The organism is Aeromonas simiae (genome assembly GCF_000820125.1).
Classification (GTDB): domain Bacteria; phylum Pseudomonadota; class Gammaproteobacteria; order Enterobacterales; family Aeromonadaceae; genus Aeromonas; species Aeromonas simiae.
The window spans coordinates 1-23277 of record NZ_CDBY01000057.1 but is presented as its reverse complement, the minus strand read 5'-3'; the positions used below and the strand labels follow the sequence as shown (position 1 = coordinate 23277).

Genomic DNA, 23277 nt, shown 5'->3' with positions numbered 1-23277 from the left:
GCGGGGCCACTGGGCCCCGTTTGCGTTAGAAGATCTGCTCGTCGTCCGAATCGACAAACAGTTGCAGGCAGTCGCGCGCTTCATCCCGGTGCAGACGCAGGTGGATGGGGTTGCAGCAGGCCATGCAATCTTCATAGAACTCCTGATCCCCCTGGCTGGCATCCAGCTCCACCAGCGTGTGGTGGCCGCAGTGGGGGCAGACGATGCGCTTGCTGGTGTAGGTGATCATGATCTCCTCCCGGCCCTGTGGGGCGTCTCTTGCTTTCCTTCAGTCTAGTCTGGCGCGGCATGAGAAACTGGGAGTGACCGCACCTTTATCGGCGAAGATGCGCCGCTTCCAGCTGGGCTAGCGAATCGAGCTTAAGATCGGCAATGGCCAGACGCGGATCACCGCGCAGGGCCGGATCTGGGATGATCAGCGCCTGCATGCGCGCCGCCTTGGCGGCCAGCAGGCCGTTGAAGCTGTCTTCGATGGCCAGGCACGCCTCGGGGGCGACCCCTAGCTTCTCGGCCGCATGGAGGTAGACATCCGGGTGAGGCTTGCCAAAGCGCTCCACCTCGGCCGAGTGCAGCGCCGCGAAGTGGTGGGCGATGCCGAGGGTCTCCAGCACGTTGTGCACCATGGCCATGGGAGAGCTGGTCGCAAGACCGATGGTCAACCCCTGATCACGGATCAGCGCCATGGCGTGATCCAGCCCCTCCTTCGGGGTGCCTTCGCTGCGGATGAGGCGGTTGACCTCGGCCACGATGCGGTTGACCACCTCCTCCTGGCTCGGCGGGTTGACCAGCTCCGGGTAGCGTAGCGCCACCAGCTGATCGATGCGGATCCCCATGGTGGCATCGCAGTCGGCCTGACTCATGGGGCGCCCCAGTGCGCCGAAGACCTGCATCTGGGCCCGTGCCCAGAAGGGCTCAGAGTCGAGCAGTACCCCATCCATATCGAAAATCACGGCCTTGAGCATGTTTCTCTCCCCCTCGGTTGGTGTCAGGTGCGCCATGAAAAGTGGCGGGGGCACTGGTGCCCCCGCTTTACGCCATCATACGCCGATCAGGCGCTCACCTCGACGCGATCGGCCACCTGTTTGGCCAAGCTGACCGCCTCATCGGTGTCGCGGCCACGCGCCAGCGCCACCCCAAGACGGCGGCGACCGTGGATCTCCGGCTTGCCGAACAGGCGCAGCTGGGCGCCGGGCACCGGGGCTAGCGCCTCGGCCAGGCCGGCAAAGCGGATGTCGCTGCTGTCGCCATCGCGCAGCACCACCGCCGAGGCGCTCGGCCCGTACTGGGTGATGCGCCCGATGGGAAGGCCGAGGATGGCGCGCACGTGCAGGGCAAACTCGGAGAGATCCTGGGAGATGAGGGTCACCATGCCGGTGTCATGGGGGCGCGGGGAGACCTCGCTGAACCACACCTCATCCCCCTTCACGAACAGCTCGACGCCGAACAGGCCGTGACCGCCGAGGGCGGCCACCACTTTACCGGCCACCTCCTGGGAGCGGCGTAGCGCCGCGTCGCTCATCACCTGGGGCTGCCAGGATTCGCGATAGTCCCCATCCTCCTGGCGATGGCCGATGGGGTCGCAGAAGTGGATGCCGTCGACGGCGCTCACGGTGAGCAGGGTGATCTCGTAGTCAAAGTCGACGAACCCTTCGACGATCACCTTGCCACGGCCGGCGCGGCCCCCCTCCTGGGCATACTGCCAGGCGTGGGCGACATCGGCCTCGCTTTTCACCACGCTCTGCCCCTTGCCCGAGGAGCTCATCACCGGCTTGACCACGCACGGCATCCCCACCTCGGCCACGGCGGCGCGAAAGGCCGCTTCATCGTCGGCGAAGCGATAAGGGGAGGTGGGCAGGGCCAGCTCTTCGGCGGCGAGGCGGCGAATGCCTTCGCGGTTCATGGTGAGCTGGGTGGCGCGGGCGGTGGGCACCACACGGTGGCCCTCCTGCTCCAGCGCGCGCAGGGTCTCGGTGGCGATGGCCTCGATCTCGGGAATGATGAGGTGGGGGCGGAAGGTCTCGACCAGTTGGCGCAGGGCGGCACCATCGAGCATGTCGAGGGTACAGGCATGGTGCGCCACCTGCATGGCGGGGGCCCCTTCGTAACGATCGGCGGCCATCACTTCAACGCCGAGACGTTGCAGCTCGATGGCGACCTCCTTGCCCAGTTCGCCTGAGCCCAGCAGCAGGGCACGGGTGGCAGAGGGGCGGGTTGCGGTTCCCAGCATGATCTCACTCCTTACATCTAGTGGCGGCAATAAACAAAGAGGCACGCAGGGCGTGCCTCAGGATCGGGCGCTGACGCGGCTCAAGGTGGGTCAGTCGCGTTACGGCGCAGATGATGATGGCGGCAGCAAGCCACAGGTGGCCCGGCGGAGCCCAGCCAAACCCCAGCCCGTCGGCGGCCAGGTTGAGCGGCAGCTTGGCAACCTCAAACGGTGGCACGAACGACGCTTCGGCCACGCTGTCGGCGCGGGCAACGAGGTAGTGGTGGAAGGCGGCCTGGGTCGAGGGGAAGCCCAGCGCGAAGCTGACGTACTGGCTCAGACTGTTGACGGCGGCGAAGCAAAGACCGGCGACCATCATCCAGACTGCACCGGCGAGGGGGGCGTGCCTGTGCATGTGCGGTATGGGGGACAGCTGTCAAAAAAGTGCGACAAATAATATCCGCAATCGTTTGTCATGCCAAGCCGCAGTGGGATAAAGAGGTTGCTAGTGCAGGAAAATCAGCCAGGAAAGTCTGTTCAAATATTTTGAATGAATTGAGGCAACTTTTTCGCTGTGATGGTGTGCGAGGGATGGGTAAAGTGTGCCCATCGGTTCAGACAGACCGCTTTAACATCAGAGGAAAACACCATGAGCAAGGTACTCGTACTCAAATCCAGCATCCTGGGCAGCTACTCCCAGTCCAACGGCCTGATCGACAGCTTCCTGGCCGAGCGCAAGAGCAAGGGCCACGACGATCAGATCAGTGTGCGTGAGCTGGCCTCCCTCAACCTGCCGGTACTGGATGGCGAGCTGGCCGGTGCCCTGCGCGGTGGTGACAATCTGAGCGAGCGTGCCAAGAGCGTGGTCGCCCTCTCCGACGAGCTGATTGCTGAGCTCAAAGCCAGCGATCTGGTGGTGATCGCTGCGCCCATGTACAACTTCAACATCCCGACCCAGCTCAAGAACTGGATCGATCTGGTGGCCCGTGCCGGGGTGACCTTCACCTACACCGAGACCGGTCCGGTCGGTCTGGTTGAGGGCGTGCACGCCGTGGTCGTCAGCCCGCGTGGCGGTATCCACCAGGGTCAGCCGAGCGATCTGGTGACCCCCTACATGCAGCTGTTCCTCGGCTTCATCGGCATCACCGACGTCGACTTTGTCTATGCCGAAGGCATGGGCATGGGGCCGGATGCGGTAGCCAAGGGGCTGGAAGCTGCCCGCGCCCAGATGGCCGAACTGGTCGCCTGAGCCAATACGCGATAACAAGAAGGGCCGGCAATATGCCGGCCCTTCTGCGTTTGCCTGTTACGCGCCGTTTTAGCGAAACTGGCGCTGCTCACTTTGGTAGTGAAAGCCCCCTTCGGCCAGGCGTGCCTCTAGGGCGGCGCGGTCGATATCGTGGGCGCGCACCAGATCGTCGAGATCGCGGTAGTTATCGCGCAGCTGCATGTTGACCAAGCTCAGCAGCATGTTGACGTCCATGGTGGCGAAGCGTTCAAGGCCCATGGCTTACTCCTGGCTGAGGATGTGCAGCTTGCCGATCGCCTCGCCAAGCTCGCGCAGCTGCTGGTTGATCTGCAGGCGCGCCTCGTCGGGCAGGTGTTGGCTCAGGGTGGTCTCCCAGCTGGCGATATCGTGCTTGAGCTGTTGGAACAGCTTGAGGCCGGCAGGGGTGAGCGAGACCAGATTAATCCGCTTGTCCTGGGCATGGCTCTCGGTGCTGACGATCCCTTTCTCGCCGAGGCGGTGGATCTCGCGTGAGATGCGCACCTTGTCCATGCCGCTGGCTTCGACCAGCTCTTTTTGGCTGATGGGATACTGGGCACCCAGCACCATCATGAGGCGCCATTGGGGAACGGTCAGCTGGTAGCGCTGTTGGTAAAATTGCTCGAAAGTCTCTCGCACCATCTCAGCGGCGTGAACCAGCTGGTAGGGAGGATAGTATTGGAGCAGGCCGATAGGTTTGTGCATAACGTCTCCTGCATTCTCAAAACTGCCCCCAAGAGGGCAGTTTCTGCTGATACGGGAGCATGATACGCCATTTATCAATGCGGCTCCACGCTTCTGGTGCTACCGCTGACGCAGCCAGGGTAGGGCGCCGGCACGCAGCCAGGCATCGCGGGTCGCCATGGCGTAAGCGGCGGCCTCGTCGCGGCTGCCGGCATTGAACCCTTCCGGCTCGAACTTAGGCAACTTGCGGCTACCCAGCAGGCAGGCCTTGATGTGGGGATTGGCTGCGACCGCCTGTGTCAACAGGGGGGCCGCCGCGTCAGCGCCATCGCGCACATAGATCAGCAGCACCCGGTTGAACTGTACCCAACCCGAGGCCTCATCGAAGCGGGAGAGCAGCTCATTGAGGGCGTGCCACTCTCCGGTCAGGGCATAGAGGCTGGAGAGCGGATAGCGGCACCCCATGGGGTCGTCCTGGCACAGTGTAAGCAGAGCCAGATATTCGTCGCGCGCGGCCGCGAATTTGCCCTGTTGGCGCAGGCTATCGGCCAGACCGGCCCGGGCGGCCAGCACGGGGCGGGCGCTCGGCTCGTTCCAGGCAAAGCCCCCTTGCGCCTGCCAGAAGGCCTCATCAAACAGCGGCGCGGCATCATCGACGATGCGGGCAAACAGTTGCTCGCGTTCGCTGCTCTGGCGCGAACGGGCCGCCATATCGAACCACCCTTGCCAGCGGTTGGCCCGCTCGGCGTCCAGCTCGACCGCAGGGGCTGCCTCGCGCCGTGACAACTCGGCCGATTCGAGGTGGCACAGGGTGTTGAGGGCGGCCTTCATGCCTTGGCGGCTGCGTTTGAGAAAGTCGGGCAGGGCCGGGGCATCGGGCGCCGCCTGGTGGAGCATCTCGGCCATGGGGCGATCGCGAAACAGGCAGAGCTCGGCGGCCAGGCTAAAGCGCTGCATGGTGAGCGGATCGTTGAGGTTGCTCGGCCGCGGCCAGTTGGCAAAGCCGAGACTGAATCCCTGGCTCCACTGGCTCAGGGGCTGATCCGAGGCGAATACCGACTCGGGATCGTCGCTGGGCAGGCGGCACTGGCTTGGCAGGATCAGCTGCGCCTCGTCGGCCTGAGCCTCAAGCTCATTGATGAGGCTCTTGAGCGCGGCCGCACTCTTTTCATCCAACTCTCCCTGCCACAGTCCGGCCAGCGGCACGCTCCAGTCAGCCTGCTCGGGGCCGACCAGCCGGGCACAGAGAAAGCCGTGCAGGGCCGGATAGCTGAACTCGAGTGGGCTCTGTTCGAGCCAGGCGTTTAGGTGGCGGGTTCGGACGGACGGCGTCATCGACAGCTCCTCAGGATCAAGAAAGAGCGCGAAGTCTATCCAAAAGTAGGGTTATTCGCAGCTATTAAGCGTCTGTTTGCGCAAATAGCCAGCAAGCGGGCGGTGCTGCCATGGCGGCTTTGCGGTAAGATGCAGCCCCAAGTCCGTTGCCGGAAGTGAATGCAGATGATTGAAATTGGCAAGATGAACACCCTGTCCGTGGTCGAGCTGGAGCCCAAGGGCGCCTGGCTGGAGGCAGGAGAGTATGGCGAACTGCTGCTGCCGCGCCGCCAGCTGCCGGCGGGGGCCGAGGTGGGGCAGGGCATCGAGGTCTTTCTCTATCTCGACGCCGACTGTGAGCCGGTGATCACCACCGATCGCCCCAAGGCGATGGTGGGCGAGTTTGCCGGCCTCAAGGTGGTCAACGCCAACAAGATCGGCGCCTTCCTCGACTGGGGCATGAAAAAGGATCTGTTTGTCCCCGAGCGCGAGCAGGTCAAGGCGATGCAGGTGGGGCGCACCTATCTGGTTTACCTCTACCTCGATCACGAGGGGCGCATGGTCGGCACCAGCAAAATCGATCGCTACCTCAGTAGCGAGCGTCCGCCGTTCAATGCTGGTGACGAGGTGATGGTGCAGACCGGCGATCACACCCCGCTCGGCATCAAGGTGGTGGTCAACGGCCGCTGGCCCGGCATGCTGTTTAAAAACGAGATCTTCGGCCGCTTGCAGACCGGTCGTCCGACCAAGGCGTGGGTCAAGCTGGTGCGTGACGATGGCAAGCTCGATCTCACCTTGAACCAGCCTGGCATGGGCAAGGCCGATGACGCGGCGAGCAAGATAGTGGCCCGCCTCGAACGTCAGGAAGGGTGGCTGGCCGTGGGGGACAAGAGCGATCCCGAGCTCATCTATCAGCTGTTCGGCGTGAGCAAGGGCACCTTCAAGAAGGCCATCGGCGGCCTCTACAAGCAGGGGAAGATCGCCATCGAGGAAGAAGGGATCCGTCTGGTCAGGGGTGAGCAGGAGTAATGCCCTCTCCCTGTACCGGGGCGTGCCGCGCCGTGGGGGGGCTGTGTGTCAGCTGCGGGCGCACTCTCGCTGAAATTGGCCGCTGGAGCGCCATGGATGAGGCCGAGCAGGTGCGCGTCATGGATGAACTGGCTGGGCGCCACGCGACCCAGCGCTGTGAGCGCTGTGGCGAGCCGCTCTACTGCGCCGTGACGGCCGGCGAGGGGATTGCCGCCTGTTGGTGCAGCCAGACCCGGCCACTGCCGTTTGCGGCCACCGCCAGCGGCTGCCTGTGTCGCCGCTGCCATGGCGAGGATCAGCAGAGATGGGAAGACATGGCGGATTCGCCGCCCACCTAAACAAGAGGCCGGTCATTGACCGGCCTCTTGTTTTTGCACGACGCTCACTCTTCGCTGCGAAACCAGCGCACATAGACTTGCGTCTGATCCGGCGCGAGGGGCAGCAGGTATTTGGCATAGATGGTTTCAAACTCGTCCTGATGATCGAGCAGCCCGATCCAGACTTCGGCCCAGGCGGTCAGATCGACCGGCTCGCCCAGCTCCTCGGCCCAATCCGCCACCGGCAGGGTGGCCTCGACGGCACCGCGCTGTTCAAATTCAAGAGTGATGTCGACAATCTGGCCTGGGGCGAGGCAATCCGGTGCCGCCTCCAGAAACAGGTCATAGGCCCACTCCACCAGCTGATCCGGGGTTCTCTGTATCATGCTCTCCTCCCTCAAACCGGCCCACTCTAGCAACAATCACGATGCTGGGCCACCCTGTTGCCTAGCGACATCGGCAGGGTACAACAAAAAGATGAAGGGTTATCGGCAGCGGCGCAGCTTACGGCGCCGGCGCGAGGTGTGGTGGTGGCACTACCTGCCCCGCCTTGAGCCGCGGCGGGGCGGGGGGATCAAGGGGCCTGATGGATGCGATCCAGGGTGACGCGACCGAGCTGACCCATCTGGCGACGGATCCAGGTCGAACGCTTGGCCACGTAAGGGGAGGGCGGATTGACCTGGTAGCGCCACGGGTTGGGCAGGGCGGCTGCCAGCAGCGAGGCCTCATAACTGCTCAGGCGGGCGGCCGGCTTGTTGAAGTAGTGGCGCGCCGCCGCTTCGGCGCCGTAGATCCCGGGGCCAAACTCGACGATGTTGAGGTAGACCTCGAGGATGCGCGCCTTGTCCCAGCCCAGCTCGATGAGCAGGGTAAACCAGGCCTCAACGCCCTTGCGCAGGAAGCTGCGCTCGCTCCACATGAACAGATTCTTGGCGGTCTGCTGCGTGAGTGTGCTGCCACCGCGCACGCTGCGCCCCTGCTCGTTGTGCCTGAGCGCGGCCTGGATGGCATTGAGATCGAAGCCGCTGTGATCGGCAAAGCGCTGATCTTCGGCGGCTACCACCGCTAGTTGCAGGGCCGGCGAGATCTGGTTGAGGTCAACCCACTGGTGGCGCACCTGCTCGATGGGGGCTGGGGGGGCGATGGCGCGCAGCAGGCGCCAGCTCCACATGGGCGGATCGATAAAGCGCAGCAGGGCGACCGAGAGCAGCGAGCCGAGCAGTGCCCACAGCAGCAGGATCACCAGCAGGCGCGGCAATTGGCGCCAGTGCCAGCGCCGGCCGGGCAGGGTTAACGGCGTGATCCGTGTCACGGCAGCCATTCAATGTGGCAGAACTTCTCCTCGGCCGAGCGTGACAGCAGCAGTCGGGCGAACAGGTGGGTAAAGTCCTGCTCGTCGTTGACCAGACCAATCCACACCTCACCGTAGTCAGCTTCGTTCACGGCAAAGCCGACATCGGCCTCCCAGTCATCTCCCAGCTCCACCTCGGCCATCAACCCCTGTTCGTTATAGAGGGCGTTGAAGCGGGCAATCTCGTCGGGGGGCAGGTTATCGGAGGCGAGTTCGGTAAACAGCGCCATGGCGTTGGCGCAGAGGCTCTGGTCGTGATCGGTCATAACAGTCGCAATTCCAGCAGGGGCACAAGGCCGTGAATACAGTCCACAAGGGGGCAGGGCTGCATTCTAGCCTTGCTCGCCGGGCTTGGCGAGGGGCAGATGGGCGGGGGCTCTGGCCCCGCCCTTGATTCAGGCCGCCGCCAGCAGCAGGGCGTGGGGGTGCATCACGGTGTGGTGTTGCACCTCGCCAGACCAAGCGCGGCGCACCTGCTGCAAGGCCGCGGTCGGATCGCTCGCCTCAAGCGGCGTGCCAAGGGCAACGAATCCCTGGCCGATGAGCTGCTTGGCCTCCCGCTCGTAACTGGGCGAGGCGGGGTTGAGGAAGGTCAGACACTCTCCTTGCTTGAAAAACTGATAGCGCAGCATAGTCGTCACTCCTTCTGGTGGGCTCAATGGGATGATGCCACAGCAAGCATGACAACTGCATGAACCCGGCTCTCAGTTATGAGCGTATCTTCTGGTGGTCAGGTCGGAATTTGCGGCGCCGCACAGTTTGTCCCGGCCCGGCTGGGCTCAACCGGATGAGTGTGCTCTAATCGCGGGATCTGCCCTGGCGGCAGGACACATCGATAAAGCAGTGGAGTTAAAGATGCAAGCACAAACGTGGCAGGGGATCATGGGCCTTGGCGTGGCCGGCAACTTCGCCGGGCACCTGGAGCAGGCGGGCGAGGCCTCCGATTTTGTGGCGGTGATGGTGCGTGACAAGCTCGCTCCCAAGGCGCTGTTTCCCTTCTATGTCCCCGGTATGGCGGGGCAGCTCGGGGTATTTCCCATCGGCAGCGACACCCTGCTGCTGCCCGAGGCGGCGGTGAGCGGCGATGAGAAGGTACAAATTGAGCCGGAAGTGGCCCTATTGTGCGAACTCGAGTATGAGGGAAACAAGGTGGTGGCGGTGCGTCCCACCGCCTTTGGCGCCTATAACGACTGCTCCATCCGTCGCCCCGATGCGCGCAAGATCAGCGAGAAGAAGAACTGGGGGCCGTGCAGCAAGGGGCTCTCGGCCAACCTGATCCCCATCGACGGCCTGGTGCCGGGCGGCCCGCTCGACGGCTATCGCATCGCCTGTTATCTGGAGCGTGGCGGCGAGCTGATCCCCTACGGGGTCGACAGCGCGGTGAGCGACTACAGCTACTTTCACACCCGCCTGCTGGAGTGGATGGTCGACAAGCTCAACACCCAGGAGGATGAGGGGCCGGCCGAGCACATCAACGGCCTGTTGCAATGCGCCGGCCACCCGCGCCAGCTGCTGGTGAGCATAGGGGCGACCCGCTACACCGAATTTGGCGAGCGCCACTTCCTGGCCCCTGGCGACGTGAGCTGCGTGGTGCTCTATCCGGCGGCGCGCTATGACGAGGCAGCGGTGCGCAGCGCCATCGCCCGGCGCGAGTTCGCCCCCGACATGAGCGCCTTGATCCAGGCGGTGCGAGTGGGCTGAATCGGCGCCACCCCCGATAGAAAAAAACCGCCCCTCGGGGCGGTTTCTGTTGTTAGTCGTCGCTCTCTTCGATGCGCACCCGCGCCTGCCGGCGTACCGGCATGAAGCCCACCTCGTCGGCATCTTTATCGCGGCGCGCCGTGGCGGCGGGTTTGGCCGTCTTGGCCGGTTTGGCGGCGGGTTTTTTGCCCTTGCGGGGCGGGTTTTGCACCGGCTTGCTGCCGGGCAGGGTCTGGCGGGTCGGTTTGCCGCTGGGCTCAAAACCCGGCACCTGCTCGGTCTCGAGGGACTCGCCGAGGAAGCGTTCAATCTGCTGCAACTGACCCAGCTCCTCGCTACAGATGAGCGAGATGGCCTCACCGCCGCGGCCGGCACGGCCGGTGCGGCCGATGCGGTGCACATAGTCCTCCGGGCTCTGGGGGGGCTCGAAGTTAACGACGTGCTCGAGCTGATCGATGTCGAGGCCACGGGCGGCGATGTCGGTGGCCACCAGGATGCGCAGCTCACCGCGGCGAAATGCCTCCATCGCGGCGTTACGCACCGCCTGGCTCTTCTCGCCATGGATGGCGGTGGCTTCGAGACCGTCGCGCTCGAGCTGCTTGGCCAGCCGGTCGGCGATGTGGCGGGTGCGGGCGAAGATCAGCGCCTGTTGCCACTGTTCGCTCTGGATCAGGTGGGCGAGCAGTTCGCGCTTGCGTTCGCGGTCGACCCGGATCACTCGCTGGCGCACCTTGTCGGCGGTGGTGTTGGCCGGATCGACCTCGATCAGCACCGGATCGCGCAGCAGCTCGCCGGCCAGCGCCTTGATCTCGTCGTTAAAGGTGGCCGAGAAGAGCAGGCTCTGGCGCTCGCTTGGCAGGGTGCGCAGGATGCGCTCGATATCGCGGATAAAGCCCATGTCGAGCATCCGATCCGCCTCGTCGAGCACCAATACCTCGAGGCGCTCGAAGGTGAGCGCCTTCTGACTCAGCAGATCGAGCACCCGGCCCGGGGTGGCGACCAGCACGTCGACCCCCTTCTTGATCGCCTCGATATCCGGCTTGATGATCACCCCGCCATAGACGGTGAGCACCCGCAGCGGCAGGTGGCGGGCATAGTCATCGACCTGCTTGCCCACCTGGGCGGCCAGCTCGCGGGTGGGGGCCAGGATCAGGGCGCGAACCTGGCGCCGGCCACGGCCGTGGTTGAGCAGCAGGTTGTTGAGCATCGGCAGGGCAAAGCCGGCGGTCTTGCCGGTCCCGGTGCGCGCCCCGCCCAGCACGTCCTTGCCCGCCAGCACGGCAGGAATGGCCTCTTGCTGGATCGGGGTAGGGCTGGTGTAGCCGAGCTCCTCGATGGCGCGCAGCAGGTGGGGGGAAAGACCGAGATCGCGAAAGGTCATGCAGACTCCATGCTCACAACCGCCTTGGGCGGTAAAGACGTCAGAATTAGGGCGCGCACTATAGCAGATGCGCCCGTCTCACTCCACTTCATGGGTGCGCAGCAGCGCTTCGATGCGCGGACGCAGCCGATCAGGGGCGGTGAAGGGGGCGTAGCGGGCCACTGGCTGACCGCGGCGATCGAACAAAAACTTGGTGAAGTTCCACTTGATGCTCTGACCGAGCAGACCGGGACGGGCCCGGCTGACCCAGGCATACAGCGGGTGGGCGCCGGGCCCTTTTACGTCCCCTTTCTCCAGCAGGGGGAAGCTGATGGCAAAGTGGCGGTGGCAAAACTCGGCGATGGCCCTGGTGTCCCCCGGCTCCTGGCGGCGGAACTGGTTGCAGGGAAACCCGAGCACCACCAGCCCGGCCTCCCGGTAGTCTCGGTGCAGCTGCTCCAACGCCCGGTATTGCGGGGTGAAGCCGCACAGGCTGGCCACATTGACCAGCAGCACCACCCGGCCGGTCAGGGCTGCGGCGGGCAGGGGCGTGCCCTCCAGAGTGGTGAGGGGAAAGTCGGTGAGCGATGTCATGGGGCCTCCTAGGCATTACATAGAGTTTGGGCCTTCTCAGGATGAGAAGAATCGCTTGTCACGGCCGCCACTTGCCGCTGAAATGCGCGCACTGCAACTTGTCTGGACATCATCTTGGATTTTCTCCCCCTCATGGACGCCATCGCCGAACGCGGCTGGACCCTGGTCGACGACTTTATTCCCCCGGATCTGGTGCAGGGGCTGCAAGAGGCCCTGCCCGACGAGTGGCAGCCGGCCGGCATCGGCCGGGCCCAGCAGCACCAGACCAACAGTGCGATCCGCCGCGATCAGATCCACTGGCTGGAGCGGGAGGCGGGCGGCGCGGTGGCGCGTTATCTCGCCATGATGGAGCAGTTGCGCCTGTGTGCCAACCGCGAGCTGATGTTGGGGCTGTTTGACTACGAGGCCCACTTCGCCCGCTACCGGCCCGGCGATTTCTACGGCCGTCACCGGGATGCATTCGCCGGGCGCTCCAACCGCCGCCTCACCACCGTCTGTTACCTCAACGAGGGGTGGCAGGAGGCCGACGGCGGTTTGCTGCGCCTGTACGGGGATGACGAGCAGTTTTTGTCGGACATCGCCCCGCGCGCCGGGCGGCTGGTGCTGTTTCTCTCCGAGGCGTTCCCCCACGAGGTATTGCCGGCGCGGGCCGAGCGCCACAGCATCGCTGGCTGGTTTCGGGTCAACGGCAACGCGCCGGGACGGGTCGATCCGCCGCGCTGACCGGTGCGCGCGCATGCGCTTTGGGCTGACAAGGGTTTGTTTCCCTTGTTACACTGGCCGCCACCTTTGCCGGCATGCCATGACGACGTGCCGGCCGCTTATCCCAAGGGATCCCAGAATGAAAAATATGCATGTTTTGCTGCTGTGCGGCGGCGGTGGCGCCGAGCACGAAGTCTCCCTCGTCAGTGCCAATTACCTCGAGAGCAAGCTCTCGGCCCTGCCCGGGGTGGAAGTCACCCGGGTTGAGATGCTCAAAGATCGCTGGATCTCCGCCGATGGGCGCGAGTGCAAGCTCGGCCTCGATCGCCTGCTCTCCTTTGCCAGCGTGGCGCGCCCGGTCGATTTCGTGGTGCCCTGTATTCACGGCTATCCGGGTGAGACCGGCGATCTGCAATCCTTCCTCGAGCTGGCCGGCCTGCCTTACCTGGGTTGCAACGCCGAGGCCAGCAAGATCTGTTTTAACAAGATCAGCACCAAGCTGTGGCTGACCGCCCTTGGGATCCCCAACACCCCCTATCTGTTCTTGACCGAGAACAACGCCAACAGCCTGGACGAGGCGCGCGCCGCGCTGACTCAGTGGGGGGCGCTGTTTGTCAAGGCGGCCTCTCAGGGCTCCTCGGTGGGGTGCTACAAGGTGACCCGCGAGGAGGATCTCGCCGCCGCCATCGAGGGGGCGTTTGGCTACTCCGATCAGGTGCTGGTGGAGAAGGCGGTCAAGCCGCGCGAGCTGGAGGTGGCGGTCTACCAGTATGGTGATGAGCTGGTGGCGACCTACCCGGGCGAGATCTGCGTACCGCAGGATAAGTTCTACAGCTACGAAGAGAAATACAGCAGCGGCAGCCACTCCAGCACCACGCTGCATGCCGAGGGGCTGAGCGAGGCGCAGGCCGCCGCCATCCACGAGTACGCGATCAAGGCGTTCCGCCAGCTGGGGCTGACCCACCTGTCGCGCATCGACTTCTTCCTCACCGATGAAGGGGAGATCCTGCTCAATGAGATCAACACCTTCCCCGGCATGACCCCCATCTCCATGTTCCCCAAGCTGCTCGAGCACCATGGCCATGACTTCGGTCGTTTCCTCGGCCAGATCCTGGAGCAGGCACGCTAAACCTTGAGAAAGAGCGGGCCAGGGGCTCGCTCTTTTTTTATCCCTTCAACCCCTACGTCCCGAGCATTCCCGAGTCTCCACCCATGAGTTCCATTCCGGATCACGCGGTCACCCGCCTGCGCGCTTGGCGCCTGGCGCGCTCGACCCGTCCCTTTCTGGCCCGCGGTGGGCGCATCCAGCGCTGCCCCGGCTGCCTGCTGCTTCCCTCTCTTTGCGCCTGCGACCAGCGCCCTGAGCTTATCTCGGCGGCGGCCTTCTGCCTCATCATGTATGACAGCGAGCCGCTCAAGCCGAGCAACACAGGGCGCCTCATCGCCGACGTGCTGCCCGGCTCCACCCACGCCTTCCTGTGGTCGCGTACCGAGCCAGATCCCGCCCTGCTGGCCCTGCTCGATGATCCCGCCTACCAGCCGTTTCTGATCTTCCCCGACTGCGAGAAGGCGCCGGAGCGGGTCGTCAGCCAGGCGAGCTGGGACCCCGGCAAGCGGCCGCTCTTTGTGCTGCTCGACGGCACCTGGCGCGAGGCGCGGCGCATGGCCAACAAGAGCCCCTACTTAGATCGCTTTCCGGTGCTCGCGGTGCAGCCCGAGCAGCTCTCGACCTATGGCATGCGGGTGGCGGCGCACGATCAGCACCTGTGCACCGCCGAGGTGGCGGCCTGCGTGCTCGAGAGCAGCGGCTTTGTGGCGGAGGGGCAGGCGCTGCAACGCTGGTTCAACCTGTTCAGTCAGCGCTATCTGGCCGGCAAACCCAGCCGCGCCTCGGGGGAGGCGAGTCGCCCCTCCGAGCCGGTTGCCTGATGCGGGGAAATGATGCTTAACAGGAATAGATTGGCTGCCTGCGTTTCGCTATGAGGGGCGATAAGCTGCGAGTAACATCGCGCCATTGCTAAGAAAGAGGTAGCCGATGGAAATGGAATTGATGACCCTGGCCATGCTGTTTGGTGTGGCCCTGGTAGCGGGCTTTATCGACGCGATCGCCGGGGGCGGTGGACTGCTCACCGTGCCGGCCCTGCTGGCTACCGGCATGCCGCCGGCTCTGGTGCTGGGCACCAACAAGCTGCAAAGCAGCTTTGGCTCCTTCTCGGCCACCTACTACTTCGCCCGGCGCGGCCTGCTCGAGTGGCGCCTCATCTGGCCGGCCATCGTCTGCACCTTCATCGGCGCGGCCCTCGGCACGCTGGCGGTGCAGACCATCGATGCCGCCGTGCTCGAGCGGGTGCTGCCGTTTTTGCTGGTGCTGTTTGCCCTCTACTTCATGTTCTCACCACGGGTGAGCGATGCCGAGAGCCAGCGCCGGCTGGCCCCTCTGCCGTTTGCCCTGGTGGTCGGTGGCGGCGTGGGGTGCTATGACGGCTTCTTTGGCCCCGGCACCGGGTCGTTTTTTGCCATCGCCTTCGTCGCCCTGGCCGGCTACGGCATGGCGCGCGCCACCGCGCACACCAAATTGCTCAACTTCACCTCCAACATCGCCTCGCTGCTCTTTTTTACTCTGGGTGGCAAGGTGGTGTGGTCGGTCGGCCTGGCGATGGCGGTGGGCCAGTTTATCGGGGCGCGTCTTGGCTCGCGGCTGGTGGTGAGCAAGGGGGTAAAGCTCATCCGCCCCCTGCTGGTGACGGTGTCGCTGGTGATGTGCATCAAGCTGCTGCTCAATCAATACCCCGAGCTGCTGGCCCTGGCCCACTAACCGAGCGCAATGCGCCTGCCCTGCCGGGCAGGCGTTTTATATTGCGAGAAGATTGGCTGAGTCAGTGAGCAGGAGGGGCATGCCAGTTGCGCTCAACCTTGCTCTGCGGCGCTGCTGAAAGAAGTGGTTCACCGCCGCGATAAATCGGCCGAGGCGCTCGCGCTTGAGGGCGTTGGGGCGGTAGATGAGGTGCAGCGGCCGGCTCAGATCGGGCAGCATACGGCAGGGAAGATCGCTGTTGCCAAGCAGCCCGAGCAGGCCGGCCGGCAGCAGGGTGGGGGCGAGCGCGGCGCGCGCCAGCTCGATCAGGGCCAGATAGGAGTCCATCTGCATCCGCGCCGGTAACCCCAGCTCTTGCAGCCGCGCTTGCAGATAGGTGTTGGCCGGGTTGTCGAGCTCCATGGTGAGCACCCCCTGCTGACGGGCCTGCTGCTCATCGCCCACCAGATAGAAGGGCTCCTCCATCAGGCGCAGCGTGGTAAGGCCGTGGCCGGGAGGCAGGCGCCCGGCACAGACCCCGATCAGCGCTTCCCCCGAGCGCACCCGCTCGACGATGACCGGAGTGTGGTGGGTGGAGAGGCGCAGGTAGGGATCGTGGGCCTGCATGTAGTCGCGCAAGAAGGGGGCCAGATACCCCGCCAGCAGGGTCTCGGAGCAGGCCACCGGCAGCACGCTGCGATCATCTAAGCTGCGGCTGTCGGAGATCTGCCCCTTGAGCTCGTCGAGAATGGGGCCGACCCGCAGCAGCAGATCGTGCGCCTCCGGGGTGAGACGGATGTGGCGCCCGTCCGGCTCGATCAGTCGCTTGCCAAGGCGCGCCTCCAGGGTGGCGATGCGCTTGCTCACCGCCGACTGACTGATGAAGAGGCGGCTGCCCACCTTGCCCATGGTGCCCTCGTGGGCCAGCAGATAGAGCGTTTCCAATCCTTCCAGCAGCATGGGGTTCTCCCTTGATGACATCGACCGCCACTTTATGAGGGGGAGCGGGGTCGCTGCAAGCGCCGTGGCGCGAACAAAATGAGATTGCCCAGCAGGGCGCAGGCCATCCCAATCCAGGCGGTCGTTTGCCACTGGTACCCTTCGTAGAGGGCCGAGAGGGTGAGGGCGACTACCGGAAACAGCACGGTGGCGTAGGCGGCGTTGGCCGCGCCAATCCGCCCGACCAGGGTGAGATAGGCGCAAAAGGCCACCACTGAGCCAAACAGGGCCAGATAGACGAGCCCCGCCAGGTAGCGCGGCGCACTGGGCAGCACCAGCGGCTCCCCCTTGATCAGCACCCACAACGCCAGCAGGATCACCCCGTAGAGCATGCCCCACGGCACCAGGGTCAACACCGGATAACCGGCGCGCTGGCCGCGCGCCGAGACCAGGTTTCCGCCACAAAAGCAGAGGGTGCCGGCGCAGGCGAGCAGCAGGCCGAGCAGAGGGGAGGCGCCATGCTCGGCATGCAACTGGGGCCAGAACAGCAGCAAGGTGCCCCCCACCCCGAGCAGGGCTCCGATGGCCCAACGCAGGGTGGGGCGCTGGGCCTCCAGCGCCCAGAGCAGCAAGCCGTTGAAGATGCTGGCACTGGCGAACACCACGGCAGAGAGGCCGCTTGGGATGAAGCGGGTGGCGTGATAGAAGCAGATGAAGTTGGTGGAAAAGAGCAGGGCGCCGAGTGCCATGGCATAGGGGTGGCCGGCGGCGGGCAGGCGCAGGGGGCGGCGCAGCAGCGCCAGCAGGGTAAACAGGGTCAGGGTGGCCAGCACAAAGCGATAGAGTACCGAGACTTCGATGGGAATGGCGCCAATCTGCCAGGTGATGGCGATCCAGGTCGATCCCCAGATGAGGATGGTGACGAGGTAGAGCAGGGGGGTCATGCAGCCTCCTTGGCTGAGGTGGTCTCGGTCCCATGATGCCTTGCTCTGCGGGGCGGGGATTGCAGGGAATTGCGGCTGCCTTGCACCATCTTGCGCTTTTTTGCCGGCATGGCTTGGCGGCGCCAAGCGTGGCGCTAGAATGGCTCAGGACGCAGGAGAGGAAGAGCCATGGAGCAGGGGATCTATCAGGCGCTGATGAGCACGGGGGCGCAACTGGACAACGAGTGCAGGCTCGAGCCAGGGCTGGGGGTGGCCAGCTGGCGTAACCGCTTCGATCAGACCCGTTATGACAGGCCGGGCCACCACACCCTGAGTGTCTATCTGCAAGGGGGGGAGCAGACCGAGCGGCTCGATAGCCCGCGCGGCCGTGGCGGCGCCGGCAAGGTTTGCATCATGCCGGCTCAGCACCAGTCCGAGTGGCTCATTCGCGACGAGTTTCGCTTCTTTCACCTCTACTTCACCCCGACCCACCTGCAACGCATCGCCGAGCAGGCGTGTGACAAGGAGGGGCGCCACCTCGAACTGATCGATCGCACCTTCATCGACGATCCGCTGCTCTCGGATCTGGTGCGCGCTCAGTTGATGCCGCTCGACTGGGGCGATCCCCTCGATCGCCTGTCGCTCTCCCACGGCTGCTGGCTGCTGATGTTGCACGCCTACCGCCACCATACCCGGGCGGCGGCGCCCTTGCCGACCCCTCGCGGCGGTCTGGCGCCGGCGGTGCAGCGGCGGGTGTGTGACTACCTCAGGGCCCATCTCGACCAGTCGATCACCCTGAGCGAGCTGGCGGCGCTGGCTGAACTGAGCGAATACCACTTTGCCCGCATGTTTGCCCAGAGCCTGGGGTTGCCGCCCCACCGCTATCTGGCCAGCCTGCGTCTGGCGCGAGCCCGTGAGCTGCTGGCCGGCGATCTGCCCCTGGCGCAGGTGGCGCTGCTGTGCGGCTTCGCTTCCCAGGCTCACTTGGGTAACCGCTTTCGGCAGGCCTTTGGCATCACTCCGGGGCAGTGGCGGGCCTCACTGTCATCTTCGCGTCATACGGTGGCGTGATAGTGGGGGGGATCACCATTGATGAGGAGAGCCCCTTGCAGCATCGTAAACGTCAACTTCGCCACCGCCAGCTCTGGTTTAGCCACTGGAATGCCCCGCTCTTGCGCCCCTTGCGCGATGCCGAACAAAATCGCCAATTACCTCACAGTTCCCGCTAGCGTCCGCGCGTGGCAATAGGCTTTTGCCGCCGCCTTTGTCACTATTGGATCAGTCATGATGGTTAGGACTGATCTTGGATGTATCTGGAACGAATCGAAATCAGGGGATATCGCGGTATTAGCCGCCTCTCGCTGGGGTTTGATCAGACGACGGTGCTGATCGGTGAAAACTCCTGGGGGAAATCGAGTCTGCTGCGGGCGCTGTGGTGCCTGCTCGGACAGGAGGCGGAGGCCTATCAGTTTGTGGCGGACGATTTTCATCGCCCCGAGGATCCCGAGCAGCCAAGCGCCACCTATCTGCAGGTGGTGCTGAGCTTTTGCGAGTTTCGCCCTGACATCAGTCTGCACTCCAGCCGCCTGGCGCGACTGGCGCCGGCCTGGATCAAACACAAAGACAAGTTCAACCGGGTGCACTACCGGGCCATGGCCGAGCACAACGCGGCGGGCCAGGTGGTCACCACCCACGATTTTCTCGACGGCTCGGGCAAGAGCCTGGCCATCGATCCCGAGCTGGCGCAGTCCCTGGTAGGGCTGCTCATTACCATGAACCCGGTGTTTCGCCTGCGTGATGCGCGTTCGGCGCAGCTCTCCGAGCCGGCCTTCAACGGCCACTGGGAGCAGTCGTTGAGCGATCTGGTGGAGCGGATGCGTGACGAGCCGCAAGGGATCTCGGAGCTGGAGCTGCAAGGGGCGCTCTCGGCCGTGCGCCAGTTGATGGATCACTACTTTCGCGCCCTCTCACCGCTCAAACACAAGCCGCGTACCCAGCGTGACATCATCAACAAGCCGATGACGCTGCGCCATCCCGGCAACCTCTACGATCTGCTGCAAACCTCCGACAGCCGGGCCCTGCAACTGGCGATGGCGGGGGTGGCGGGGACCTTGCTTCAGGCGCGTGGCAACCGCGAGCTGGAGGAGGGGGCCCGCCCCATCCTGATCCTCGAAGATCCCGAGAGCCGGCTGCACCCCACCATGCTGGCGGTGGCATGGGGGCTGCTTGAGCAGCTGCCGGGGCAGAAATTGCTGACCACCAACTCAGGGGATCTGCTCTCTTCACTGCCGCTCTCCGAGGTGCGCCGCCTGGTGCGCCGTGAGCACGATATCCAGTGCCATCAACTGGGGGGCGAGCGCTACAGCAGTGACGATCTGCGCAAGATCGCCTTTCACGTGCGCATCAACCGGCCCATGTCCCTGTTTGCCCGCTGCTGGCTGCTGGTGGAGGGGGAGACCGAGATCTGGTTGCTCTCCGAGCTGGCCCAGATCTGCGGCTACAGCTTGCGGGCCGAAGGGGTGCGCATCATCGAGTTTGCCCAGTGCGGGCTGAGCCCCCTGGTCAAGATTGCCCGCGATTTTGGGCTGGAGTGGCACCTGCTGGCCGATGGTGACGAAGCGGGGGTCAAGTACGCCAACTCGGTACGCTCCCAGCTAAAAGGGGATCGGGAGCGCGATCGCCTGACCCTGCTGCCGGCGGCCGACATCGAGCACTACCTGTTCCAGCACGGCTTTGCCTCGGTCTACCGGCGTGAGGCCGGGGTGGGGGAGCGCACGCCACTCAGTGCGGGGCGCATCATCGACAAGGCGATCCATCACCGCAGCAAGCCGGGCATGGCCCTGGCGGTGGTGGAGGAGGCTGAGCGCCTTGGCGCCGAGCACATTCCGCCCATGCTGCGGCAGATGTTTGCGCGGGTGGTGGCGATGGCGCGCGGCCAGGGCTGATCCGAAGCGGTCTGGGCGTTATACTGCCCCGGTTTCGCTGAAGGAGTCTGTCATGTTCATGCAATTGCCCCACTGGCTCTACCCCATGTTGGGTCTGATGGCGCTCGGTGCGCTGGTCGTGCTCGGTCTGGTGTTGTGGCGCGGGGATCTCTGCCCCGGGCAGCGCGCGCGGATCACCAGCCAGAGTTTCTCCATCTGGATGATCACCGCGCTCTCCTTGTTTCTCGCCGTGGAGGCGCAGGCCTCCTTTTGGCTGATCGGCATCGGCGCCGTGGCGGTGATCGGCGGCATGGTGCTGGCCGCCATCCAATCCAGGATGGAGGGCAAGCGCTCGATCGCCTCCCACTGGCTGTGGTTGCCGGCGCTGCCGCTGGCGCTTTACGGGGCCGGTCTGCTGCTCTCCCAGAGCCTGCTGCTCGGGCTCTCCCAGCTGTTGCTGCTGGGCTGCGCCTTTGCCCACCTTATCTTGCTGCGAGCCCGCCACCGTTTGCAGGCGTTCAACCTGCTGCTGCCCCTTGGCGGTCTGCTCGGGGCTGTGGTGGGGTTGCTCGGCTTGGGAATGTTGACCTTGCTACAGCACGATGTGGCGCTGCTCGATACGCTGGTGCCCTGGGTGCTGACCTATGCGCTGGTGATGGTGGCCGGCCTGCTCATCTGGTTTACCCCCTTGCTGGGACGGCGTGACAGCGCCCCGGCGGTGCTCTCCGTGGCGCTGGCCCTGTTATTGGTGGCCCAGTGCGCCGCCGGCAACCTGTTTCACCTCATCTGATCCCCTCTCACGGGGCGGAGCAAAAACCGTCCGCCCCGCTCACCAGCAGGCAGCAGCTGCGCGCCTCGACCCGATAGTGCTGAGTCACCCCCTCCAGTTCACTGCCAAAGGCGGCGATGTCCTCTGGCGCCGGCAGCGCCGTATCGAGAATGCGCCGCCAGTAGCCAGCAATGCCGTGGGGTGGGCTCGGCAGGGTGAAATCGAGCGGCGCCCAGTAGCTGTTGAACACCAGATAGAAGGCCACCTGCTCCTCATGGGAGAGGGCCGACATGGCGATGCTGTGGGAGTGGGGGCCCCAGTCGGGCTGGTAGGGGGTGACCCCGTGCCAGCAGATTTCGCAGTGGCGTAGCAGCTCGGCCAGGGAGTGGGGCATCCGCTCGGGTTCGCTGCGTCCCAGCAGGTGCTTGCGATAGCGGATCAGCTCAGTGACAAAGCGCTGCATCTGGCGCCCCGGCTCGCTCTCGCGCCAGTCGAGCCAGCTGGTGGGGTTGTCCTGGCAGTAGGCGTTGTTATTGCCCCCCTGGCTGCGCAGGCGTTCATCGCCCATCAACAACATGGGGGTGCCGACCGAGAGCAGGGTCGCCACCATCATGTTCTTGGCCTGGCGCAGGCGCAGCGTGTTGATGGCCGGGTCCTGGCTGGGGCCCTCCTCGCCGTGGTTCCAGCTGAAGTTGCTGGGGCTGCCGTCCCGGTTCTGCTCGCCGTTGGCCTGGTTGTGGCGCTCGTCATAGCTGGCCCAGTCCCACAGGGTGAAGCCGTCGTGACAGGTGACGAAGTTGATGCTCTTCTCCGGATCCGCATGGTGGTAGTGATAGATGTCGGGGCTGCCGATGAGGCGCTGGGCAAAGGTCTGCACGCTCTGTTCATCCCCGCGGATGAAGCGGCGCACATCGTCGCGAAACTGGCCGTTCCACTCCCGCCAGCGGGCGCCGGCCAGAGAGCCCACCTGATAGAGCCCGCCGGCATCCCAGGCCTCGGCGATGAGCTTGGCATCGCAGATGCGCGGATCGGTGTCGATGGTGCGCAGGGTCGGGGAGTTGGGCACCGGCTGGCCGCTCTCGTCGCGGGAGAGGATGGCGGCCAGATCGAAGCGAAAGCCATCGACGTGCATCTCCTGGCGCCAGAAGCGCAGGCTCTCGATGATCATGCGCAGCGCCACCGGGTGGGCGCCGTTGAAGGTGTTGCCGCAGCCCGAGAAGTTGGTGTTGCGCCGCTCGCTATCGAGGATGTAGTAGGTCTCGTTGTCGATGCCGCGAAAACTCAGGGTCGGGCCGTCATCCCCCCCTTCGGCGGTGTGGTTGTAGACCACGTCCAGGATCACCTCGATACCGGCGCGGTGCAGCGCCTTGATCATGTCGCGGCATTCGCGGACGGGATCGTCCCCTTGCGCATATTGGGCGTGGGGGGCAAAAAAACACAAGGGGCTGTAACCCCAGTAGTTGGCAAGCTCTGGTGGGGCATCTTGGGGATCAAACTGGAAGATGGGCAGCAGCTCGACGGCCGTCACCCCCAGCGCTTGCAGATAGGGGATCTTCTCGATAAGCCCGAGATAGCCGCCACGGCGCGGCGCCGAGACGCCAGAGGTGGGGGAGCGGGTGAAGCCGCCTAGGTGCAGCTCATAGATGACCGAGCGCGACAGCGAGTGGGCCGGCAACTGATCCCCCTCCCAGTCGTAGTCGGCCAGATCGACCACCCGGCTGCGGGCGCAGCCGGCGAGGTTGCTGACTGGGGCGGCGGCCGCCTGACGGCGATAGCCGGGGGGCAGCTCGATGCTGTGGCTGTAGGGGTCGAGCAGCACCTTATGGCGATCGAAGCGGGTGCCCTCATAGGGGCGCCACGGGCCGTGGATACGAAACGCATAGCGCTGACCGGCCCCGATCCCCGCCACATGAATGTGCCAGTAGTAGGCGGTGCGATTGAGGCGCGGGGAGAGGGGGATCACCTCGGGGTGGTCGTCCTCGGCGCTGGCAAACAGCAGCAACTCGACCTGGCTGGCCAATCGGGCCCAGATGGCGAAGTTGACCCCGTCGCCACACAGGGAACTGCCGAGTGGGAAGCAGTGGCCTCGACTCAAGCGCATGATGATGGCTCCTGCGGTGGTGATGTTGTCGAGAGTGTAGGCACCGATTGTGCAGGAGATGGCCAGAATGGCCGAGAATGCGGCGAATGGACGGTGTGAATGGATAAATTGATGAAAACCCCTTGCAATGACAGACGATCGGCCTATTATGGCGGCCTCTGTCGCGGGGTGGAGCAGCTCGGTAGCTCGTCGGGCTCATAACCCGAAGGTCGTCGGTTCAAATCCGGCCCCCGCAACCAACTTTGCCGTAAGGCACAGGCTTCGATGTTCTGCTCACATCGGGGTGACAATTCGGACGCGGG

General features: G+C 64.8%; 27 protein-coding genes and 1 tRNA gene. 12 read left to right on the top strand and 16 right to left on the bottom strand.

Going from position 1 to position 23277, the window contains the following annotated elements:
* Positions 1-25: 25 nt before the first annotated feature.
* From BN1134_RS11225 to BN1134_RS11210, 4 genes are all read right to left on the bottom strand, one after another.
* Positions 26-229 (bottom strand): CPXCG motif-containing cysteine-rich protein, encoded by a 204-nt coding sequence (locus tag BN1134_RS11225; protein ID WP_042047309.1) that lies wholly within the window; start codon positions 227-229, stop codon positions 26-28.
* 85 nt (positions 230-314) lie between these two features.
* Complete coding sequence (gene hxpB, locus BN1134_RS11220; protein WP_042047307.1) at positions 315-962, bottom strand: hexitol phosphatase HxpB; 648 nt, start codon at positions 960-962, stop codon at positions 315-317.
* Positions 963-1048: 86 nt separating this feature from the next.
* On the bottom strand, positions 1049-2227 hold the full coding sequence (purT, locus tag BN1134_RS11215) for a formate-dependent phosphoribosylglycinamide formyltransferase (protein ID WP_042047306.1): 1179 nt from the start codon (positions 2225-2227) through the stop codon (positions 1049-1051).
* A 4-nt stretch (positions 2228-2231) separates the two neighbouring features.
* Positions 2232-2585, bottom strand: a complete 354-nt coding sequence (locus tag BN1134_RS11210; RefSeq protein ID WP_042047305.1) for a hypothetical protein — start codon at positions 2583-2585, stop codon at positions 2232-2234.
* A gap of 270 nt (positions 2586-2855) precedes the next feature.
* On the opposite strand from BN1134_RS11210, the gene BN1134_RS11205 reads away from it, so the two are divergent.
* Positions 2856-3455: an FMN-dependent NADH-azoreductase gene (locus BN1134_RS11205; protein WP_042047304.1), complete on the top strand. Its 600-nt coding sequence runs from the start codon at positions 2856-2858 to the stop codon at positions 3453-3455.
* A gap of 69 nt (positions 3456-3524) precedes the next feature.
* On the opposite strand, the gene BN1134_RS11200 is transcribed toward BN1134_RS11205, so the two are convergent.
* The 3 genes from BN1134_RS11200 to BN1134_RS11190 all read right to left on the bottom strand — a co-directional run bounded on the left by BN1134_RS11200 (position 3525) and on the right by BN1134_RS11190 (position 5492).
* Entirely contained in the window at positions 3525-3713 is a 189-nt protein-coding gene (locus BN1134_RS11200) for a DUF4250 domain-containing protein (RefSeq protein WP_042047303.1), read from the bottom strand.
* A gap of 3 nt (positions 3714-3716) precedes the next feature.
* On the bottom strand, positions 3717-4178 hold the full coding sequence (locus BN1134_RS11195; RefSeq protein ID WP_042047302.1) for a MarR family winged helix-turn-helix transcriptional regulator: 462 nt from the start codon (positions 4176-4178) through the stop codon (positions 3717-3719).
* A gap of 99 nt (positions 4179-4277) precedes the next feature.
* Entirely contained in the window at positions 4278-5492 is a 1215-nt protein-coding gene (locus BN1134_RS11190; protein WP_042047298.1) for a UPF0149 family protein, read from the bottom strand.
* A 165-nt stretch (positions 5493-5657) separates the two neighbouring features.
* Between BN1134_RS11190 and BN1134_RS11185 the strand changes: the two genes are divergently transcribed.
* The gene (locus BN1134_RS11185; RefSeq protein ID WP_042047443.1) at positions 5658-6500 is read left to right on the top strand and encodes a CvfB family protein; all 843 of its coding nucleotides are present in this window, start codon (positions 5658-5660) and stop codon (positions 6498-6500) included.
* Positions 6500-6838 carry a DUF1289 domain-containing protein gene (locus BN1134_RS11180; RefSeq protein WP_042047297.1) on the top strand — a complete coding sequence of 113 codons (339 nt, stop codon included), beginning with the start codon at positions 6500-6502 and terminating at the stop codon, positions 6836-6838. Before BN1134_RS11185 ends, BN1134_RS11180 begins: the two co-directional genes overlap by 1 nt.
* Before the next feature lie 44 nt (positions 6839-6882).
* Here the strand turns inward: BN1134_RS11180 and BN1134_RS11175 are convergent, their stop codons facing one another.
* From BN1134_RS11175 to BN1134_RS11160, 4 genes are all read right to left on the bottom strand, one after another.
* On the bottom strand, positions 6883-7203 hold the full coding sequence (locus BN1134_RS11175; protein ID WP_042047296.1) for an HI1450 family dsDNA-mimic protein: 321 nt from the start codon (positions 7201-7203) through the stop codon (positions 6883-6885).
* Positions 7204-7391: 188 nt separating this feature from the next.
* Positions 7392-8138, bottom strand: coding sequence for a monofunctional biosynthetic peptidoglycan transglycosylase (gene mtgA, locus BN1134_RS11170; RefSeq protein WP_042047295.1), 747 nt, complete (start codon positions 8136-8138; stop codon positions 7392-7394).
* Positions 8126-8434 carry an HI1450 family dsDNA-mimic protein gene (locus BN1134_RS11165; protein WP_042047293.1) on the bottom strand — a complete coding sequence of 103 codons (309 nt, stop codon included), beginning with the start codon at positions 8432-8434 and terminating at the stop codon, positions 8126-8128. The genes mtgA and BN1134_RS11165 overlap by 13 nt, the downstream gene beginning before the upstream one ends.
* Positions 8435-8563: 129 nt before the next feature.
* Complete coding sequence (locus BN1134_RS11160; protein WP_042047291.1) at positions 8564-8800, bottom strand: hypothetical protein; 237 nt, start codon at positions 8798-8800, stop codon at positions 8564-8566.
* Positions 8801-9023: 223 nt separating this feature from the next.
* Between BN1134_RS11160 and BN1134_RS11155 the strand changes: the two genes are divergently transcribed.
* Entirely contained in the window at positions 9024-9869 is an 846-nt protein-coding gene (locus BN1134_RS11155; RefSeq protein ID WP_042047289.1) for a DUF5718 family protein, read from the top strand.
* 52 nt (positions 9870-9921) lie between these two features.
* Here the strand turns inward: BN1134_RS11155 and BN1134_RS11150 are convergent, their stop codons facing one another.
* Both BN1134_RS11150 and BN1134_RS11145 read right to left on the bottom strand, forming a co-directional pair.
* Positions 9922-11250, bottom strand: coding sequence for a DEAD/DEAH box helicase (locus BN1134_RS11150; RefSeq protein WP_042047288.1), 1329 nt, complete (start codon positions 11248-11250; stop codon positions 9922-9924).
* 78 nt (positions 11251-11328) lie between these two features.
* Positions 11329-11823: a glutathione peroxidase gene (locus BN1134_RS11145; RefSeq protein WP_042047286.1), complete on the bottom strand. Its 495-nt coding sequence runs from the start codon at positions 11821-11823 to the stop codon at positions 11329-11331.
* A gap of 132 nt (positions 11824-11955) precedes the next feature.
* On the opposite strand from BN1134_RS11145, the gene BN1134_RS11140 reads away from it, so the two are divergent.
* The 4 genes from BN1134_RS11140 (at position 11956) to BN1134_RS11125 (ending at position 15340) form a co-directional block, all read left to right on the top strand.
* Positions 11956-12546, top strand: coding sequence for a 2OG-Fe(II) oxygenase (locus tag BN1134_RS11140; RefSeq protein WP_042047285.1), 591 nt, complete (start codon positions 11956-11958; stop codon positions 12544-12546).
* A gap of 118 nt (positions 12547-12664) precedes the next feature.
* Positions 12665-13654: a D-alanine--D-alanine ligase gene (locus tag BN1134_RS11135; protein ID WP_042047284.1), complete on the top strand. Its 990-nt coding sequence runs from the start codon at positions 12665-12667 to the stop codon at positions 13652-13654.
* An 83-nt stretch (positions 13655-13737) separates the two neighbouring features.
* Entirely contained in the window at positions 13738-14454 is a 717-nt protein-coding gene (locus BN1134_RS11130; protein WP_042047283.1) for a tRNA-uridine aminocarboxypropyltransferase, read from the top strand.
* A 106-nt stretch (positions 14455-14560) separates the two neighbouring features.
* A complete protein-coding gene (locus tag BN1134_RS11125) occupies positions 14561-15340 on the top strand; it encodes a TSUP family transporter (protein WP_042047282.1) in 780 nt (259 codons plus the stop codon).
* 36 nt (positions 15341-15376) lie between these two features.
* Here the strand turns inward: BN1134_RS11125 and BN1134_RS11120 are convergent, their stop codons facing one another.
* Positions 15377-16279 carry a LysR family transcriptional regulator gene (locus tag BN1134_RS11120; RefSeq protein ID WP_042047281.1) on the bottom strand — a complete coding sequence of 301 codons (903 nt, stop codon included), beginning with the start codon at positions 16277-16279 and terminating at the stop codon, positions 15377-15379.
* A 32-nt stretch (positions 16280-16311) separates the two neighbouring features.
* Positions 16312-17202, bottom strand: a complete 891-nt coding sequence (locus BN1134_RS11115; RefSeq protein WP_042047280.1) for a DMT family transporter — start codon at positions 17200-17202, stop codon at positions 16312-16314.
* Positions 17203-17370: 168 nt separating this feature from the next.
* On the opposite strand from BN1134_RS11115, the gene BN1134_RS11110 reads away from it, so the two are divergent.
* The 3 genes from BN1134_RS11110 (at position 17371) to BN1134_RS11100 (ending at position 20895) form a co-directional block, all read left to right on the top strand.
* On the top strand, positions 17371-18252 hold the full coding sequence (locus BN1134_RS11110; RefSeq protein WP_042047279.1) for a helix-turn-helix domain-containing protein: 882 nt from the start codon (positions 17371-17373) through the stop codon (positions 18250-18252).
* A 236-nt stretch (positions 18253-18488) separates the two neighbouring features.
* Positions 18489-20126 carry a DUF2813 domain-containing protein gene (locus tag BN1134_RS11105; protein WP_042047278.1) on the top strand — a complete coding sequence of 546 codons (1638 nt, stop codon included), beginning with the start codon at positions 18489-18491 and terminating at the stop codon, positions 20124-20126.
* 52 nt (positions 20127-20178) lie between these two features.
* Positions 20179-20895, top strand: a complete 717-nt coding sequence (locus BN1134_RS11100) for a hypothetical protein (protein ID WP_042047277.1) — start codon at positions 20179-20181, stop codon at positions 20893-20895.
* Between the two features lie 7 nt (positions 20896-20902).
* Here BN1134_RS11100 and glgX read toward each other — a convergent pair whose 3' ends face one another.
* Positions 20903-22975 (bottom strand): glycogen debranching protein GlgX, encoded by a 2073-nt coding sequence (gene glgX, locus BN1134_RS11095; RefSeq protein ID WP_042047276.1) that lies wholly within the window; start codon positions 22973-22975, stop codon positions 20903-20905.
* 162 nt (positions 22976-23137) lie between these two features.
* Here glgX and BN1134_RS11090 point away from each other — a divergent pair.
* Positions 23138-23214 (top strand) — tRNA-Met (locus tag BN1134_RS11090).
* Positions 23215-23277 lie beyond the last annotated feature (63 nt).

What these genes read in the sequence shown, in the direction of transcription:
- BN1134_RS11225 (WP_042047309.1), bottom strand. Translation starts at nt 229, where the DNA reads ATGATCACCTACACCAGCAAGCGCATCGTCTGCCCCCACTGCGGCCAC.
- hxpB (WP_042047307.1), bottom strand. Translation starts at nt 962, where the DNA reads ATGCTCAAGGCCGTGATTTTCGATATGGATGGGGTACTGCTCGACTCT.
- purT (WP_042047306.1), bottom strand. Translation starts at nt 2,227, where the DNA reads ATGCTGGGAACCGCAACCCGCCCCTCTGCCACCCGTGCCCTGCTGCTG.
- BN1134_RS11210 (WP_042047305.1), bottom strand. Translation starts at nt 2,585, where the DNA reads ATGATGGTCGCCGGTCTTTGCTTCGCCGCCGTCAACAGTCTGAGCCAG.
- BN1134_RS11205 (WP_042047304.1), top strand. Translation starts at nt 2,856, where the DNA reads ATGAGCAAGGTACTCGTACTCAAATCCAGCATCCTGGGCAGCTACTCC.
- BN1134_RS11200 (WP_042047303.1), bottom strand. Translation starts at nt 3,713, where the DNA reads ATGGGCCTTGAACGCTTCGCCACCATGGACGTCAACATGCTGCTGAGC.
- BN1134_RS11195 (WP_042047302.1), bottom strand. Translation starts at nt 4,178, where the DNA reads ATGCACAAACCTATCGGCCTGCTCCAATACTATCCTCCCTACCAGCTG.
- BN1134_RS11190 (WP_042047298.1), bottom strand. Translation starts at nt 5,492, where the DNA reads ATGACGCCGTCCGTCCGAACCCGCCACCTAAACGCCTGGCTCGAACAG.
- BN1134_RS11185 (WP_042047443.1), top strand. Translation starts at nt 5,658, where the DNA reads ATGATTGAAATTGGCAAGATGAACACCCTGTCCGTGGTCGAGCTGGAG.
- BN1134_RS11180 (WP_042047297.1), top strand. Translation starts at nt 6,500, where the DNA reads ATGCCCTCTCCCTGTACCGGGGCGTGCCGCGCCGTGGGGGGGCTGTGT.
- BN1134_RS11175 (WP_042047296.1), bottom strand. Translation starts at nt 7,203, where the DNA reads ATGATACAGAGAACCCCGGATCAGCTGGTGGAGTGGGCCTATGACCTG.
- mtgA (WP_042047295.1), bottom strand. Translation starts at nt 8,138, where the DNA reads ATGGCTGCCGTGACACGGATCACGCCGTTAACCCTGCCCGGCCGGCGC.
- BN1134_RS11165 (WP_042047293.1), bottom strand. Translation starts at nt 8,434, where the DNA reads ATGACCGATCACGACCAGAGCCTCTGCGCCAACGCCATGGCGCTGTTT.
- BN1134_RS11160 (WP_042047291.1), bottom strand. Translation starts at nt 8,800, where the DNA reads ATGCTGCGCTATCAGTTTTTCAAGCAAGGAGAGTGTCTGACCTTCCTC.
- BN1134_RS11155 (WP_042047289.1), top strand. Translation starts at nt 9,024, where the DNA reads ATGCAAGCACAAACGTGGCAGGGGATCATGGGCCTTGGCGTGGCCGGC.
- BN1134_RS11150 (WP_042047288.1), bottom strand. Translation starts at nt 11,250, where the DNA reads ATGACCTTTCGCGATCTCGGTCTTTCCCCCCACCTGCTGCGCGCCATC.
- BN1134_RS11145 (WP_042047286.1), bottom strand. Translation starts at nt 11,823, where the DNA reads ATGACATCGCTCACCGACTTTCCCCTCACCACTCTGGAGGGCACGCCC.
- BN1134_RS11140 (WP_042047285.1), top strand. Translation starts at nt 11,956, where the DNA reads ATGGACGCCATCGCCGAACGCGGCTGGACCCTGGTCGACGACTTTATT.
- BN1134_RS11135 (WP_042047284.1), top strand. Translation starts at nt 12,665, where the DNA reads ATGAAAAATATGCATGTTTTGCTGCTGTGCGGCGGCGGTGGCGCCGAG.
- BN1134_RS11130 (WP_042047283.1), top strand. Translation starts at nt 13,738, where the DNA reads ATGAGTTCCATTCCGGATCACGCGGTCACCCGCCTGCGCGCTTGGCGC.
- BN1134_RS11125 (WP_042047282.1), top strand. Translation starts at nt 14,561, where the DNA reads ATGGAAATGGAATTGATGACCCTGGCCATGCTGTTTGGTGTGGCCCTG.
- BN1134_RS11120 (WP_042047281.1), bottom strand. Translation starts at nt 16,279, where the DNA reads ATGCTGCTGGAAGGATTGGAAACGCTCTATCTGCTGGCCCACGAGGGC.
- BN1134_RS11115 (WP_042047280.1), bottom strand. Translation starts at nt 17,202, where the DNA reads ATGACCCCCCTGCTCTACCTCGTCACCATCCTCATCTGGGGATCGACC.
- BN1134_RS11110 (WP_042047279.1), top strand. Translation starts at nt 17,371, where the DNA reads ATGGAGCAGGGGATCTATCAGGCGCTGATGAGCACGGGGGCGCAACTG.
- BN1134_RS11105 (WP_042047278.1), top strand. Translation starts at nt 18,489, where the DNA reads ATGTATCTGGAACGAATCGAAATCAGGGGATATCGCGGTATTAGCCGC.
- BN1134_RS11100 (WP_042047277.1), top strand. Translation starts at nt 20,179, where the DNA reads ATGTTCATGCAATTGCCCCACTGGCTCTACCCCATGTTGGGTCTGATG.
- glgX (WP_042047276.1), bottom strand. Translation starts at nt 22,975, where the DNA reads ATGCGCTTGAGTCGAGGCCACTGCTTCCCACTCGGCAGTTCCCTGTGT.